The organism is Paenibacillus sp. J2L1-98 (assembly GCF_056269405.1).
Window position 1 is genome coordinate 313156 of the sequence record NZ_JBWDNW010000004.1, and the last position, 14351, is coordinate 327506.

13 protein-coding genes are annotated in these 14351 nt (G+C 50.3%); all 13 read left to right on the plus strand.

The features are described 5' to 3' along the window. Nucleotides 1–30 precede the first annotated feature (30 nt). The 13 genes from lon to AC0YNZ_RS11680 all read left to right on the plus strand — a co-directional run bounded on the left by lon (nt 31) and on the right by AC0YNZ_RS11680 (nt 14264). The gene (lon, locus tag AC0YNZ_RS11620) at nt 31–2400 is read left to right on the plus strand and encodes an endopeptidase La (RefSeq protein ID WP_475826750.1); all 2370 of its coding nucleotides are present in this window, start codon (nt 31–33) and stop codon (nt 2398–2400) included. Beyond that, nucleotides 2397–2984 (plus strand): ribosome biogenesis GTP-binding protein YihA/YsxC, encoded by a 588-nt coding sequence (yihA, locus tag AC0YNZ_RS11625; RefSeq protein WP_110772095.1) that lies wholly within the window; start codon nt 2397–2399, stop codon nt 2982–2984. Before lon ends, yihA begins: the two co-directional genes overlap by 4 nt. 199 nt (nt 2985–3183) lie before the next feature. Continuing rightward, nucleotides 3184–3774: a non-ribosomal peptide synthetase module gene (locus AC0YNZ_RS11630; protein WP_475826751.1), complete on the plus strand. Its 591-nt coding sequence runs from the start codon at nt 3184–3186 to the stop codon at nt 3772–3774. 169 nt (nt 3775–3943) lie between these two features. Then, nucleotides 3944–4618, plus strand: a complete 675-nt coding sequence (locus AC0YNZ_RS11635; RefSeq protein ID WP_475826752.1) for a YjgB family protein — start codon at nt 3944–3946, stop codon at nt 4616–4618. Between the two features lie 281 nt (nt 4619–4899). Beyond that, nucleotides 4900–5298, plus strand: a complete 399-nt coding sequence (gene speD / locus AC0YNZ_RS11640) for an adenosylmethionine decarboxylase (protein ID WP_475826753.1) — start codon at nt 4900–4902, stop codon at nt 5296–5298. Nucleotides 5299–5497: 199 nt separating this feature from the next. Continuing rightward, entirely contained in the window at nt 5498–6880 is a 1383-nt protein-coding gene (gene hemA, locus AC0YNZ_RS11645) for a glutamyl-tRNA reductase (protein ID WP_475826754.1), read from the plus strand. Nucleotides 6881–6902: 22 nt separating this feature from the next. Continuing rightward, nucleotides 6903–7715 (plus strand): cytochrome c biogenesis protein CcsA, encoded by an 813-nt coding sequence (gene ccsA / locus AC0YNZ_RS11650; protein WP_475826755.1) that lies wholly within the window; start codon nt 6903–6905, stop codon nt 7713–7715. 35 nt (nt 7716–7750) lie between these two features. After that, on the plus strand, nt 7751–8395 hold the full coding sequence (locus tag AC0YNZ_RS11655) for a precorrin-2 dehydrogenase/sirohydrochlorin ferrochelatase family protein (RefSeq protein ID WP_475826756.1): 645 nt from the start codon (nt 7751–7753) through the stop codon (nt 8393–8395). Further along, nucleotides 8395–9366: a hydroxymethylbilane synthase gene (hemC, locus tag AC0YNZ_RS11660; RefSeq protein WP_475826757.1), complete on the plus strand. Its 972-nt coding sequence runs from the start codon at nt 8395–8397 to the stop codon at nt 9364–9366. The genes AC0YNZ_RS11655 and hemC overlap by 1 nt, the downstream gene beginning before the upstream one ends. A 5-nt stretch (nt 9367–9371) precedes the next feature. After that, the gene (gene cobA / locus AC0YNZ_RS11665; RefSeq protein WP_475826758.1) at nt 9372–10925 is read left to right on the plus strand and encodes a uroporphyrinogen-III C-methyltransferase; all 1554 of its coding nucleotides are present in this window, start codon (nt 9372–9374) and stop codon (nt 10923–10925) included. A gap of 17 nt (nt 10926–10942) precedes the next feature. Next, on the plus strand, nt 10943–11941 hold the full coding sequence (hemB, locus tag AC0YNZ_RS11670) for a porphobilinogen synthase (protein ID WP_475826759.1): 999 nt from the start codon (nt 10943–10945) through the stop codon (nt 11939–11941). 4 nt (nt 11942–11945) lie between these two features. Continuing rightward, on the plus strand, nt 11946–13247 hold the full coding sequence (gene hemL, locus AC0YNZ_RS11675) for a glutamate-1-semialdehyde 2,1-aminomutase (RefSeq protein WP_475826760.1): 1302 nt from the start codon (nt 11946–11948) through the stop codon (nt 13245–13247). 12 nt (nt 13248–13259) lie between these two features. Further along, nucleotides 13260–14264: an RluA family pseudouridine synthase gene (locus AC0YNZ_RS11680; protein WP_475826761.1), complete on the plus strand. Its 1005-nt coding sequence runs from the start codon at nt 13260–13262 to the stop codon at nt 14262–14264. Nucleotides 14265–14351 lie beyond the last annotated feature (87 nt).

Sequence of the window (14351 nt, forward strand, 5' to 3'; positions counted from 1 at the left end):
GGGTGGACGTTAATATTTGGAGGTGCTGGAGTGGGACCTAGTAAATCGAAAGGTCGTCGGCTGCCCTTGCTTCCGCTGAGAGGGCTACTCGTTTATCCCAGCATGGTGCTTCACCTTGATGTGGGTAGGGACAAATCGGTACGAGCGTTAGAGCGCTCGATGGTCGAAGATCATATGATATTGCTTTGTTCACAGTCTGAAGTGAACATTGAGGAGCCGACGGAGGAAGACATATATAAAGTCGGCACCATCGCAAAGGTAAGGCAAATGCTGAAGCTGCCTAACGGTACAATTCGCGTGTTAGTGGAGGGGGTCTCGCGCGCGGAGATTTTGGACTATTTGCCGAATGACGAGTTTTACGAGGTAATGGCTAAAGAATTGCCGGAGCAGGAAACGGATGATCCTGAAGTGGATGCCCTTATGCGGTCCGTCTTAAATCAATTCGAGCATTATATTTCCTTGTCGAAGAAGGTAACGCCGGAAACGTATGCGGCTGTATCTGATATCGATGATCCGGGGCGGCTTGCGGATGTTATTACAAGCCATTTATCACTTAAAATCAAGGATAAGCAGGATATTCTTGAAACCGTCGATGTCGGAGCGCGATTGGAGAAGCTGCTCGATATTTTGAACAATGAGCGCGAGGTGCTTGAGCTCGAGCGCAAAATAAACCAACGCGTCAAGAAACAAATGGAGAAGACGCAAAAGGAATATTATTTGCGCGAGCAGATGAAGGCGATTCAGAAGGAGCTCGGCGAGAAGGAAGGACGTGCCGGCGAAGTCGATGAACTGCGGTCACAGCTGGCTGAATCGGGTGTGCCGGAGCTGGTGAAGGAGAAGATCGAGAAGGAAATCGACCGTCTTGAGAAAATGCCGTCTACCTCGGCGGAAGGCGGCGTTATTCGCAATTATATCGATTGGCTGCTGTCCTTGCCATGGAATAAGACGACGGATGACGACTTGAACTTGAGCAAGGCAGAAGCGATACTTAATGATGACCACTACGGCCTTGAGAAGCCGAAGGAGCGGGTGCTTGAATACTTGGCGGTGCAGCAGCTCGTCAAACAACTGAAAGGTCCGATTCTTTGCTTGGTAGGGCCTCCAGGCGTCGGCAAAACGTCGCTAGCCCGTTCAATCGCCAAGTCGCTTGGCCGTAAGTTTGTTCGTATCTCACTCGGAGGCGTGCGTGACGAAGCGGAGATTCGCGGTCACCGCCGTACTTACGTGGGCGCTATGCCGGGCAGAATCATTCAAGGCATGAAGACGGCAGGGTCGTTAAATCCTGTGTTTCTGCTCGATGAAATCGATAAAATGGCCATGGACTTCCGTGGAGACCCCGCTTCGGCGCTTCTAGAGGTGCTCGATCCGGAACAAAACAACACGTTCAGCGACCATTTTGTCGAGGTGCCGTTCAATCTGTCCAACGTAATGTTCGTGACGACGGCTAATGCGATGCACAACATTCCGCGTCCGCTGCTGGATCGGATGGAGGTCTTGTATATTCCAGGCTATACCGAGCTCGAGAAGCTGCAGATCGGTATGCGTTACCTGCTGCCGAAGCAGAAGAAGGAGCACGGATTAACAGAGGAGCAGCTCATCGTATCGGAAGAAGTGCTGCTGCAGCTCGTTAGGGAGTATACGCGTGAGTCCGGCGTTCGTAATTTGGAGCAGCAAATCGCAGCAGTCTGCCGGAAGGCGGCGAAGCATTTTGTTTCCAGGGAGCAGACGGAATCGAATGAGCCGCTTGAGGTTACGAGTGAGCTTCTCAAAGAATGGCTGGGACCTGCTAAGTTCCGCTATGGCCTCGCGGAGAGCGAGAATCAGATAGGTGCGGTTACCGGACTTGCGTGGACAGAGGTGGGCGGAGATACGCTTGTTATCGAGGTAACGGTAATGCCGGGTAGCGGAAAGCTGACGTTAACTGGTAAACTGGGTGATGTCATGAAGGAATCTGCTCAAGCGGCCTTCAGCTTTACACGCTCAAAAGCGATCGAGCTGGGCATTGATCCGGGCTTCCATGAGAAAAACGATATTCATATTCATATTCCGGAGGGAGCCATTCCTAAGGATGGTCCATCGGCAGGCATTACCATTGCAACAGCCCTTATTTCGGCTCTTACTAATCGCTATGTAAATAAGGAAGTGGCGATGACAGGCGAAATAACGCTCAGAGGCCGCGTGCTTCCGATTGGCGGTTTGAAGGAAAAGTCGCTTGCCGCGCATCGCGCAGGCATCCGCAAGGTGCTGTTGCCGAAAGAAAATGAACGGGATCTAAGGGATATTCCCGATAGCGTACGCCATGATATGCAATTTTTTCCTGTCAGTCATATGGATGAAGTGCTGCAGCATGCGTTGCTTCCGGTTCAAACGGAGGAGAAGGCAGGTACACCGATTTTATGAAAATTACACAAGCACAGTTCGTCATCAGCGCAGTAAAACCACATCAATACCCAGAGGACGCCTTGCCAGAGATAGCTCTGGCAGGGCGTTCGAATGTCGGAAAATCTTCATTGATTAATAAACTGATTTTACGCAAAAACTTAGCTAGAACGAGCTCGCAGCCAGGCAAGACGCAGCAGCTCAACTATTATCGGGTTAACGACCTGATTTATTTGGTTGATTTTCCGGGCTATGGCTATGCAAAGGTTTCAAAAACGCAGCGCGAGCAATTTGGCGAAATGATTGAACGTTACATTCGAGACCGGGAGCCGCTTAAGCTTCAACTGCTTGTCATCGATATTCGCCACGAGCCGTCGCAGCAGGATCAACAAATGTATAAATGGCTGAAGCATTACGAAATTCCAACCTGCATCGTCGTAACGAAGGCGGATAAAATTCCGAGATCGAAGTGGGACAAGCATATCAAAATGATTAAAAAAACGCTTGAAGCGGACCCGCGCGATTCCGTCGTATTATTTTCCTCGGAATCGGGGCTGGGACGGGAGCAGCTTTGGGATGTCATAACGGAAGCGATTGCTACATGAGGTAGCAAGTGCAGCAAGTTCTTATATAAAGCAGAGTATTCAGTGAAAAAGTCGGCATTCCTCGTGAATTCTACCGTTATTTTGTGGAATATGCGTAAATATCGGGGATGGACGGCAGGAATAAAATGCTCGGATCACGTATAATATATGTAAGCAACAAGACCAAAGCGTGCAAGTTCAAAGAATTGAGGAGATTTTTATGGCTAAGCGGCTAGCCACAGAGTATGTAAATGCCAAACTGCAATTGACGAATGAAGAGATGGCTGAGTTTATCCGTTTATTCGAAGAGCAACAAATCCGCCTTCAGGTGCTAGTGCTCGATAATGGAAATCAGGAGCTCGTTCTCGAAGATGTGGCAGGGAGGGAAGAAGTCCGACTGACCTTTGAACGTCAACAAGACTATTATGTATGCGTACTATCTTGCCGTCTTGTGCAGCCAAGGCTGACCAATGCCATGCGAAAAGCAGTATCTGCTTTCCGAGGCAACGCGATCGTCAACCGAATCTATAGTCATTATACGATGATCTATCATTATAAGAATGGTTCCGTTCACCAAATTGTCGAAAGCTCCAATACAGGCGAGCGTGTCGTGTTCGAGTTTAAGGATACGCTAGGTCAATTGGAACGTGTATTCCGCAGTCGTCTGATCGAGCGTGAGATTGGCTTGGTGTCCAGTGCAGTCAATGAGCTGCTTGATCTTCGCAACCAAACGAAGGACGCCGTAGAGATTGCCAAAATCGATGAGCGCTTATCAGATTTGACGCATAAGCTCTTTGTTCTAGAAGCTTAATGGCTAGTGTAAAGAGGAAAGAATCATAGAGGAGCCGCTGCTGCGGCTTCTTTTTTTATTTCTAATATTTTTTTGTGAATAGTGAAACATATTTCGGTCATTTACAGTTAGTAACAGGGGAACGCGATTTAGCGGTTGATAAGTAATTAGGATGAGGAGATGGATGGGGATGAATCAGACGAAACGGTTTAAACAGTTCGCTATAAGCATATCCTTTGCAATTGCCATATCTTTGACTGCTTGCAGCAATAATGATACAAGTGCGGATCAAACGCCGCCGCCCACAACAGAAGCGCCCAGCGTGCAGCCGAGCTTAGAGCCAAGCGTAGCACCGGGTACAGAGCCTTCTGCGCAGCCTGGAAATGCCGCGAATGGTAACGATGCTCCAGAGCCGTCAAACAGCAGCTCTGGGGCTGCAGTGACGATCGGATCGCTCGTTGAGCTGGCCAAAGAGGGGAAAGTTCCGAATTGCAGCTATGCCGCGCATACGGCGCTATTTGATGATATTGAACAGAAATGGGGCAAACCAGACAGCGACGATTCAGCAGGTAAAGGGCAGTATGCCGTTTACGAGGACAAAGGCATTACATTCGGATACAATAAAGGTATGCTTGTCTTTGATGTAAGATCCTATGACAGCGTGCTTCAAACGATTGCTCCAAAGGATATTGAAGCGGCGCTCGGCAAAGCGGACGAAAAAACGGTTAGCGGATCGGACGATATTTATACGTATCAGGTTAACGACCAATATCAGCTTAAATTTGCGGTGTCACAATCTACGGGCAAGGTAGATCATATATCTGTATACAGCCCGGAGGATGCTAAAAATAATATGGCGGGATGACCGTCCAGCCCATTGCGGGATAAGCTGTCACGTCATACATTGAAAACGGAGCTGGTGACGAAATGCCATTTCCATCCTCTGAAAAAAAACTGTTGCAATTATCACGGATAGATGTTATTTTTATTCTCGTTGAAAAGATTGTTGATGATAATAATAGGAACCAGGATTCACTCAGGACATAGTTATGTTGCGAGAGATTAATCCCTCGGGAAGTGAATGACGTAGGTCCTAGCGGATGAAATTTTTCAAACATTTTATTCCTAGGAAGGGGGAACCGGAAGATGGAATACTCAACTTTCGGAAGACACGTTGCTGTTGATACTTGGGGTGTAGACTTTGATCTACTGAACAGCGCTGAATTTTTGCAATCACACATGGTAGAGGCTGCTGAAGCATGTGGTGCTACTGTTTTGTCGGTTCAAGCGAAACAATTCGATCCTCAAGGCGCAACTGTGCTCGTGCTGCTGTCGGAGAGTCACCTCTCGATTCATACGTATCCTGAGAGAGGATTTGCCGCACTGGACTGTTACACCTGCGGTGAAACTGTAGATCCTCAGCTTGCGATCGACTACATGCTCGCTGTACTGAAGCCAAAAGCGGCATATGCGAAGAAGCTTGTACGCGGTATGGGTGAACTGCAAGTAGAAGAGCCAAAAATGAAGCAAACAGAGCTCGTTTAAGAGCTTTAAAATTTATCGGCCATAGCGGAATAACCATGGATTGTATCCATGGTTATTTCTTTGTATGAAAAGGGAATAATGAGTCTGTACATTTCAAATATTATTCATAAATGAACATTATCTGAAAGTCTAAATATGCTATAATTATCGGTAACATCAATGGCAGATACGCACTAGAGAAGGAGGCAGGTGACCGCGCATGCACATTATCGCAGTAGGACTGAATTATCGAACGGCTCCCGTAGAAGTAAGAGAACAGTTTGCGTTCGCGGAACGGGATTTACCGGAGGCAGTACTGCAGCTCATTCAGACACAAAGCATAATGGAATGTGTCATAGTAGCGACCTGTAATCGTACGGAGCTATATGCAGTTGTAGACAGGCACCATCTATGCGGGCATTACATTCGGAGCTTTATGGAGAAGTGGTTTAAGTTGCCTAGAGAGCAATTCACGAACCATTTATATATGTATGAGGATGAGAAGGCAATCGATCATTTATTCCGGGTCACGAGCGGGCTTGATTCGATGGTCATTGGCGAAACGCAAATATTGGGCCAAGTGAAAAACGCCTTTCTGCTCGCACAGCAACAGAAGACTACGGGTACCGTATTTAACATGCTGTTTAAGCAAGCCGTCACAATGGCCAAGCGTGCTCATTCCGAGACGACAATTGGCGAATCGGCGGTTTCTGTCAGCTACGCTGCGGTTGAGCTGGGGAAACGGATTTTTGGTCAATTCAACAAAAAAACGGTGATGGTCATCGGCGCTGGTGAAACGAGCGAGCTTACGGCTAAACACTTGTATGCGAACGGCGCTGACCGCGTTGTTGTCGTAAACCGGACTTTCGAGCGGGCGGCTAAGCTGGCAGACAAGTTTAACGGCTATGCTTGGTCCATGGAGGAAGCGGCCGAGAAGCTGCACGAAGCGGACATTATTATTAGCTCTACAGGCTCGGATGGATACGTGCTGACACGCCAGCAGGTTGCGGCTGCGATGCAGCGGCGCAAAGCGAAGCCGCTTTTCATGATCGATATTGCGGTTCCGCGTGATTTGGATCCATCGATTGCCGCAGTCGAGAACGTGTTCTTGTATGATATTGATGATCTGGAAGGCATTGTGGAGAGTAACCTTGAGCATCGCCGTCAGGAGGCTGCCAAAATCGAAGCCATGATCAGCGAGGAAATAGATCTGTTCGAGCAATGGTATAAAACGCTTGGCGTGGTTCCTCTTATTAGAGCGCTGCAAACGAAAGCAGCGAGCATTCATGAGGAAACGATGAACAGCTTGACCAATAAGCTGCCTGACCTTGACGAGCATGAGCTTAAGGTCATCCGTAAGCTTACGAAGAGCATTGTTAATCAAATGATGCAGGATCCGATTATACGCATCAAAGAAATGGCCGGCGAGAAGCGATCAGACGAAGCGATGGATATGTTCGTCAAGCTGTTTGCGCTGGAGAATGAGCTTGCTAAGACGCGTCAAGCGGAGCTTGAAACGGCAACAGATACTGTCGCTGCAGCAAAAAAGAAAAACGTTCAACCCCATGCAGCCGCGGCGGTATTAGCACCTATTACAAGATAGAGGGCCGCAATGTGGAGGAGCTATGGTGACGCAAAACTTTTTATATGATGCGATACTTTATATTTACGCCCTGAGCCTGCTGTTTTATTTCTCCGACTTCATGAACGCAAGTCGGAGAGCAAAACGGATGGGTACAGGGCTGCTTATTTTTGTTTGGGTTTTACAGACTGGTTATTTGGTTTCCCGCATCGTATCCCATCTGCAAATGACCGCTGTAACGGCGTTTGAGTACTGGTTAGGCTTTTCCTGGCTTCTAGTCACCATATCGTTGGTGATTAGCCGGTTTATAAAAATTGATTTCGTCGTGTTCTTTGTAAATGTAATCAGCTTTGCGGTGTTAGCGCTCAACCTCTACAGCAACCCCGGTGACGGTGAATCGCTTGCGGTTTGGGAAACGACGAGAGATCTATTGTACATTCATATCAGCCTCGTTCTCTGCGCATACGCGGCTCTGACGCTTGGAGCCTTATTCGCTGGCATGTATATGTTTTTGCATAATCAGTTAAAACGAAAGCGGTGGACTAACTTCGTGCGAAGGCTGCCGAGTTTGGATGTCATTGAACGCTATGGGGACCGGGCGGTCATTATCGGCGTCCCGCTGCTGGCGATGTCGCTCGCAATAGCGGTAACCTCATTGCTCGTCGAAGGGCGAGCCGCGCTTCTGCTTGATTGGAAGGTGCTGTCATCCTTTGGAACTTTGATTATGTATATTATATACGTGTATCAAAGAGCAAGGCTGAAACGGCCCGGCTTTCAATTGGCGCGGTTGTATATTTTTTCGTTCAGCTTGCTGCTCTTAAATTTATTTTCCAATTATTTTTCCTCATTTCATTAACGAATCGAACGAGGTAACTGGGAGGTACTGCCCCAATGAATGGATTTTATCCGGTCGTCTTACAGCTGAAAGGCAAACGGTGCGTTGTCTTTGGCGGCGGCGGCATCGCTCAGCGGAAGCTGATCGGACTTTTGGAAGCAGGGGCCGATGATGTATGGGTGGTCAGCCCGTCGTTCACTAAGGCAATTGAGAGCTTAGCCGCTGAAGGGAAGATCCGCAGCTGGCAGCGCGAGTACAGGGAAGATGACCTGCTCGGGGCATGGCTGGTTTTTGCAGCAACAAATGATAACCGGGTAAATGCGGCGATAGCGGCTGACGGGGAACGGCTTGGCATTTTGGTAAATGCGGCGGATGAATCGAGCAACAGCTCATTCATTTCTCCCTCCATCGTCAGGCGGGGAGATTTATTGCTTGCTGTTACCGCTTCTGGCGCAAGTCCCGCTTTGTCGCAGCGAATTAAGCTGGAGCTGGCAGAGCAATACGGAGCGGAATATGAAGAAATAACTGCGCGGCTTCGCCGCTTGCGTGAGCGCGCGCGAAGCAGAATACTTGATGAGCAGGACAGGCAGACCGTGCTGCAGCTTGCGGCCGAAGAGGCCTTGCAGCAGAAGCGGAACAACATTGACATAGATGAGTGGCTGCAAAGCCTGCTTCATCGGATAGACAGGGGGCTTACATAATGGCAACAACAAATCAGGGGCAGAGAGTGATCGTCGTAGGAACAAGGCAAAGTGCACTCGCTTTGACACAAACGGGACAAGTCATCGATGAGCTGAAACGAATCAGCGAAAAGCATGGCTTCGATTATTCCTTCGAGGTGAAAAAAATAGTGACAAAGGGTGACCGTATACTCGATGTCACACTGTCCAAGGTTGGCGGCAAAGGACTATTCGTGAAGGAGATCGAGCAAGCGCTCGTTGACGGGGTAATCGATTTGGCTGTTCACAGCATGAAGGACATGCCTTACGAGCTGCCGGAAGGGTTAATGAATGGCGCGATTCCAAAGCGTGTCGATCCAAGAGATTGCCTGGTTATGCGCCAGGGAAGCAGCATGGATGACTTGCCGCTTGGCGCGCGCGTTGGAACGAGCAGCCTGCGTCGTTCGAGCCAGCTCAAAAACGCGAGACCGGATCTTCAACTGGAATCCATTCGGGGCAACATCGATTCCCGTATTCGTAAGTTGGAAACCGAAGGCTTTGATGCGGTTGTGCTTGCTGCTGCAGGGCTTACGCGCATGGGCTGGCAGGACCGTATTTCCTCCAATATACCTGTAGATGTATGTCTGCCTGCTGTAGGCCAAGGCGCACTCGGCATTGAATGCCGCGAGAACGACGGGCAGATTCGGGAATTGCTGGCACTAATCAATGACAATGAGACCGAACTGACTGTACGCGCTGAGCGCAGCTTTTTGGGCACTTTGAACGGCGGCTGCCAAGTACCTATTGGCGCATATTGCGTGCTCGGCGAAGAAGATGAAGGTCCTGACGGGAAACGCCAGCTGGTGATGACGGGCATGGTAGGATCGCCGGACGGCTCGACAATTTTGAAGGAAATAAAGCAGGGTGCGGACCCTGAGCAGCTTGGACGGGATGTTGCAGCTGCGCTCATTGCACGTGGTGCAGACCGCATTTTAGCTGAAATTGGGGGATGATTAGCTTGGATAAGGGGAAGGTTTATTTGGTTGGCGCCGGACCAGGAGATCCGAAGCTGATTACTGTGCGCGGACTGCAATGTTTAGAGGCTTGCGACGTTGTCGTATATGACCGTTTAGCAAGCCCTAGGCTGCTGAGGCATGTGAAGCCGGGAACGGAGCAAATTTACGTCGGCAAGCTGCCAGACCGCCATACGATGAAGCAGGAGGAGATTAACCAGCTCCTCGTGGATCTGGCGCTGCAAGGCAAGACGGTTACCCGTCTGAAAGGCGGAGATCCTACAATTTTTGGACGGGTTGGCGAAGAGGCGGAGCTGCTCTATGATAACGGGATTGAGTTCGAAATTATTCCCGGCATCACTTCGGCGATCGCCGTCCCCGCATATGCGGGTATTCCGGTCACGCATCGTGACCTCGCTTCATCCTTATCCATCATAACAGGCCATGAGAGCCCGGATAAGCTGGACCGCTCCATTCACTGGGATAAAGTTACGAATGCAACGGGAACCCTTATTTTCCTGATGGGTGTTTCCAAAATAGGATACATAGCCGAGCAGCTTATCAAGCACGGCAAACCGCCACAAACGCCGGTTGCGCTCATCCGCTGGGGAACAAGAGTCGAGCAGCGTACCATTGTCGGCACGCTTGAAACAATTGAGGCGATCGTCAGAGAGGCTAACTTCCAGCCGCCTGCCGTCATCGTCGTCGGCGAGGTTGTCTTGCAGCGTGAGAAGCTGCAATGGTATGAGAAAAAGCCGCTCTTCGGCTTGCGGATACTGGTTACGCGCGCTAGAGCGCAGGCGAGCGAGCTAGCGGATCAGATTGAAACGCTCGGTGGAGAGCCCTGCGAATTTCCCGTTATTGAAACGATCGAGCCTTCTGATCCGGCTGTTATTGAATTACTGCGTGAGCAGCTGGAGCAAGCAGAGCAATATCAATGGCTCATGTTTACGAGTGTAAACGGCGTTGAGTTTTTCTTCGGATGGCTCCGTAAATTTCAAATTGACATTAGAAGGTTTTTTGGCGCCAAAATTGCAGCGGTTGGTCCGAAGACGGCAGAAGCACTTGCGCAGCGGGGCTTAATGGCCGAAGAACTGCCTGTGAAATTCCACGCGGAAGGGCTGCTTGAACAGCTTGGTCCACGGCTGAAGGCCGGTGAACGAGTGCTGCTGCCGCGAGGCGATCTAGCGCGTGAAGTATTGCCGCGAGAGCTGAAGGCTAAAGGGCTTATTCCTACGGAAATAGACGTATATGAAACGGTGCTGGCAGATCAACAGGATGAGCTGGCACTCGATTGGATACGCGAGAAAGAGATTCACATGATCACGTTCACGAGCTCTTCAACGGTGACAAATCTGCTGGAGGTATTGAAACGCAAAGGGATATCGAATCCCGCGGAATTGCTGGCGGACATTTCGGTTGCGAGTATTGGGCCCATTACAACACAGACGGCTGTTGAAGCAGGCTTGAAGGTTGCGATTGAGCCGGAAGATTCAACGCTGGACGGGCTGCTCCAAGCGATCGTCGATTATCAGCTTAGCAGCAAGCCATTACAGTGAGGGAGGAATAATGAGTTATGGGTTTTCCGACAGTCAGAAATCGCAGATTGCGCAAAACGTCCGCTCTCCGGAGTCTGGTAAGAGAAACGGTGCTGAGCGCAAATGATTTTATATATCCGATCTTCGTTACTTACGGTCAAAACATTAAAGATGAAATTCCTTCGATGCCGGGAGTGTATCATTTCTCCATGGATCGCCTGGAGGAAGAAATTCGCGATGTCGTAGCTGCCGGTATTCAATCCGTTCTGTTATTCGGCATTCCAGAGCATAAGGATGCAATTGGCACTTCCGCGTATGATGCGAATGGTATTGTTCAGCAAGCGATTAGAGCTGTCAAAGAGTGGGCGCCGGAGCTTGTCGTCATTGCGGATACCTGCTTATGCCAATTCACCGATCACGGTCATTGCGGTATCGTTCATATCCACGAGGAATCCGGGATAGCTGAAGTCGATAACGACTCTTCACTGGATCTGCTCGTACAGACTGCCGTGTCGCAAGCAGAGGCCGGGGCTGATATTATCGCGCCTTCGAACATGATGGACGGCTTTGTGCTCGCCATTCGCGAAGGGCTGGATGAAGCAGGCTTTAGCGATATTCCAATTCTTTCGTACTCAGTAAAATTTGCTTCCGCTTATTACGGTCCATTCCGTGATGCCGCCCATTCGGCGCCGCAATTCGGCGATCGCAAGACGTACCAGATGGACCCTGCGAACGTGCGCGAAGCACTGCGCGAAGCGGAGTCGGATATTGCCGAGGGCGCTGACATGCTTATGGTAAAGCCAGCGTTAGCCTATTTGGACATACTAAGACTGCTTAAGGATAAATATAATTTGCCTGTTGCCGCTTATAACGTAAGTGCAGAATACTCGATGGTAAAGGCCGCTGCTGCCAATGGATGGATTGATGAACGCGCGATCGTACTTGAAACTTTAACGGGTATGAAGCGTGCCGGCGCTGATCTGATCATTACGTACCATGCAAAGGACGCGGCTCGTTGGTTGAGAGGAGAGGGGTAAGCAGATGAGTGATCAGTCGGGCCTTAGAAATGACGCGCGCTCGGTGGCTGCATTCGCAAGAGCGAAGCAAGTCATTCCAGGCGGAGTGAACAGTCCCGTTAGAGCGTTTAAATCGGTTGGCTTGAATCCTGTATATATGGAACGGGGTCAAGGCAGTCGCATATATGATATCGACGGTAACAGCTATATCGATTACGTTGCCTCATGGGGGCCGTTAATTATGGGACATGCCCATCCGGAGGTAATTGAGGCGATTAAAAAAACGGCTGAGAAAGGAACGAGCTTTGGCGCTCCGACCGAGCTGGAAACGTTGATGGCGGAGCTCGTTTGCGAGCGTGTTCCTTCGGTTGACATCGTTCGAATGGTTAACTCCGGCACGGAAGCGACGATGAGTGCACTAAGACTTGCGAGAGGCTACACGAAGCGCAGCAAAATTTTGAAATTCGAAGGCTCGTATCACGGTCATGCGGACAGCTTGCTGATCAAAGCAGGCTCGGGCGTTGCGACGCTGGGCCTGCCTGACAGCCCCGGCGTTCCAGAGCATGTGGCTGCTAATACGATTACAGTACCTTATAACGATATTGAATCGGTGAAGCTCGCATTCGAGAAGTTTGGCGAGGAAATCGCTTGCATCATTGTTGAGCCGGTTGCAGGCAACATGGGCGTTGTGCCGCCACTGCCCGGGTTTTTGCAAGGACTGAGGGATGTAACGGTTCAATACGGCGCCGTTCTTATTTTTGACGAGGTTATGACGGGTTTCCGCGTCGGCTACAGCTGTGCGCAAGGCCTTTATGATATCAAACCGGATTTAACCTGCTTCGGCAAGGTTATTGGCGGCGGCTTGCCGGTGGGCGCTTACGGCGGAAAACGCGAGCTAATGGAACTGATTGCCCCAAGCGGCCCGATTTATCAAGCGGGAACGCTGTCGGGTAACCCGCTGGCAATGGCTGCAGGTTACACGACGCTGAAGCTGCTTACGCCGGAGGTTTACGAGCAGCTTGAGCGTCAAGCGGTCAGGCTTCAGCTCGGCTTTGAGGCGAATGCACGCAAGCATGGCGTTGCAAGCACGATCAATCGTGTAGGCTCGATGGTATGCCCGTTCTTCACCGATACGTTTGTCATTAACTACGATACGGCTAAAACATCCGATCTCGAACGGTTTAAGAAGTATTTTGCATCGATGCTCGATTTGGGAGTCAGCATTGCTCCTTCTCAGTTCGAAGGCATGTTCGTCTCTGCGGTTCATACGAATGACGATATCGATGCAACGATCGAAGCCCATGATACCTCGTTTAGTCGACTGTAGGAGGAAAGTGACATGATCAATGGGCAAGCAACGCGGAAGGGGCAGTGGCTTGAGCTGGATTGGTCAGCTCTTGGTTCTGATCCTGTTTCTGCAGCCATTGATCCCGATACGGAAAAGGAGCCGGCGGATTCGCCGGTGCTTGCGCAGCCGCGGGCTGGCAGTCATCCGCATGTTGTGCGGCAGTGGCTGCTGGCCCGTTCCTTGTTTCCGCCAAAGTGGATCAACCGGTTGTTTTCTATTGGAGGCATCCAGTGGAACGGCAATATGCTGCAGCTGTTAGCCTTTCCGCCCGTAGACCCGCGAAGTGACGGTTTGTACCGCAGAGCGTCAGTGCCTTCTAATAGGGAAGCGCCTGCTGTTATTTATGAGGATGATTTTTGCATCGTGTTCGACAAGCCGGCAGGGATGGCCGTGCACGAAGGTGCTCCCGGGCAAACCGGAACTTTAGACGAGGCGGCCGCCAGACATCTGCTCAGCCAAGGCGATCCGCTGAACGTAAGGCATATTCATAGACTCGATGATGATACGTCCGGTCCTGTTTTATACGCCAAAAATGATTTAGCGCAGTGGAAGCTCGATGAGGCCATGCGGGCGAAGGCAATTGACAGGCACTATATCGCAGCGGTGCACGGGCGAATGCCCGGGCCATCCGGCACGATAAACCTGCCGATCGGGAAGGACCGGCATCACCGTGCAAGGCGCCGCGTCTCGGAAAACGGCGAGCAGGCTATTACGCACTACGAGGTTATTAAGACCAGCTCCCAGCTGTCTTTAATTAGAGTAAGGCTGGAAACGGGACGAACCCATCAAATAAGAGTTCATATGAGCCATATCGGCCATCCGCTGGTCGGAGACGCTTTGTATGGAGGGGATTCGCGGTTACTCGGGCATCAGGCTCTGCACGGGGAAAGGCTGATTTTTCCTCATCCATGGACGGATTCTCTTACCGAAGCCTCTTCGCCTTGGCCGCAATGGCTGATGCGTCTTTCAGAAAACATACATACCCGTTCAAAATGATAGTCATGCTCCTGCCCTGCCTGCCATATAGATAAGTAGTGAATGTAACGTTAGCCCAAGCATTCAGTACGAGAGGGGAGGACTAAG

What these genes read in the sequence shown, in the direction of transcription:
- AC0YNZ_RS11655 (WP_475826756.1), top strand. Translation starts at nt 7,751, where the DNA reads ATGAATGGATTTTATCCGGTCGTCTTACAGCTGAAAGGCAAACGGTGC.
- AC0YNZ_RS11630 (WP_475826751.1), top strand. Translation starts at nt 3,184, where the DNA reads ATGGCTAAGCGGCTAGCCACAGAGTATGTAAATGCCAAACTGCAATTG.
- speD (WP_475826753.1), top strand. Translation starts at nt 4,900, where the DNA reads ATGGAATACTCAACTTTCGGAAGACACGTTGCTGTTGATACTTGGGGT.
- hemC (WP_475826757.1), top strand. Translation starts at nt 8,395, where the DNA reads ATGGCAACAACAAATCAGGGGCAGAGAGTGATCGTCGTAGGAACAAGG.
- hemA (WP_475826754.1), top strand. Translation starts at nt 5,498, where the DNA reads ATGCACATTATCGCAGTAGGACTGAATTATCGAACGGCTCCCGTAGAA.
- hemL (WP_475826760.1), top strand. Translation starts at nt 11,946, where the DNA reads ATGAGTGATCAGTCGGGCCTTAGAAATGACGCGCGCTCGGTGGCTGCA.
- ccsA (WP_475826755.1), top strand. Translation starts at nt 6,903, where the DNA reads ATGGTGACGCAAAACTTTTTATATGATGCGATACTTTATATTTACGCC.
- hemB (WP_475826759.1), top strand. Translation starts at nt 10,943, where the DNA reads ATGGGTTTTCCGACAGTCAGAAATCGCAGATTGCGCAAAACGTCCGCT.
- yihA (WP_110772095.1), top strand. Translation starts at nt 2,397, where the DNA reads ATGAAAATTACACAAGCACAGTTCGTCATCAGCGCAGTAAAACCACAT.
- AC0YNZ_RS11680 (WP_475826761.1), top strand. Translation starts at nt 13,260, where the DNA reads ATGATCAATGGGCAAGCAACGCGGAAGGGGCAGTGGCTTGAGCTGGAT.
- AC0YNZ_RS11635 (WP_475826752.1), top strand. Translation starts at nt 3,944, where the DNA reads ATGAATCAGACGAAACGGTTTAAACAGTTCGCTATAAGCATATCCTTT.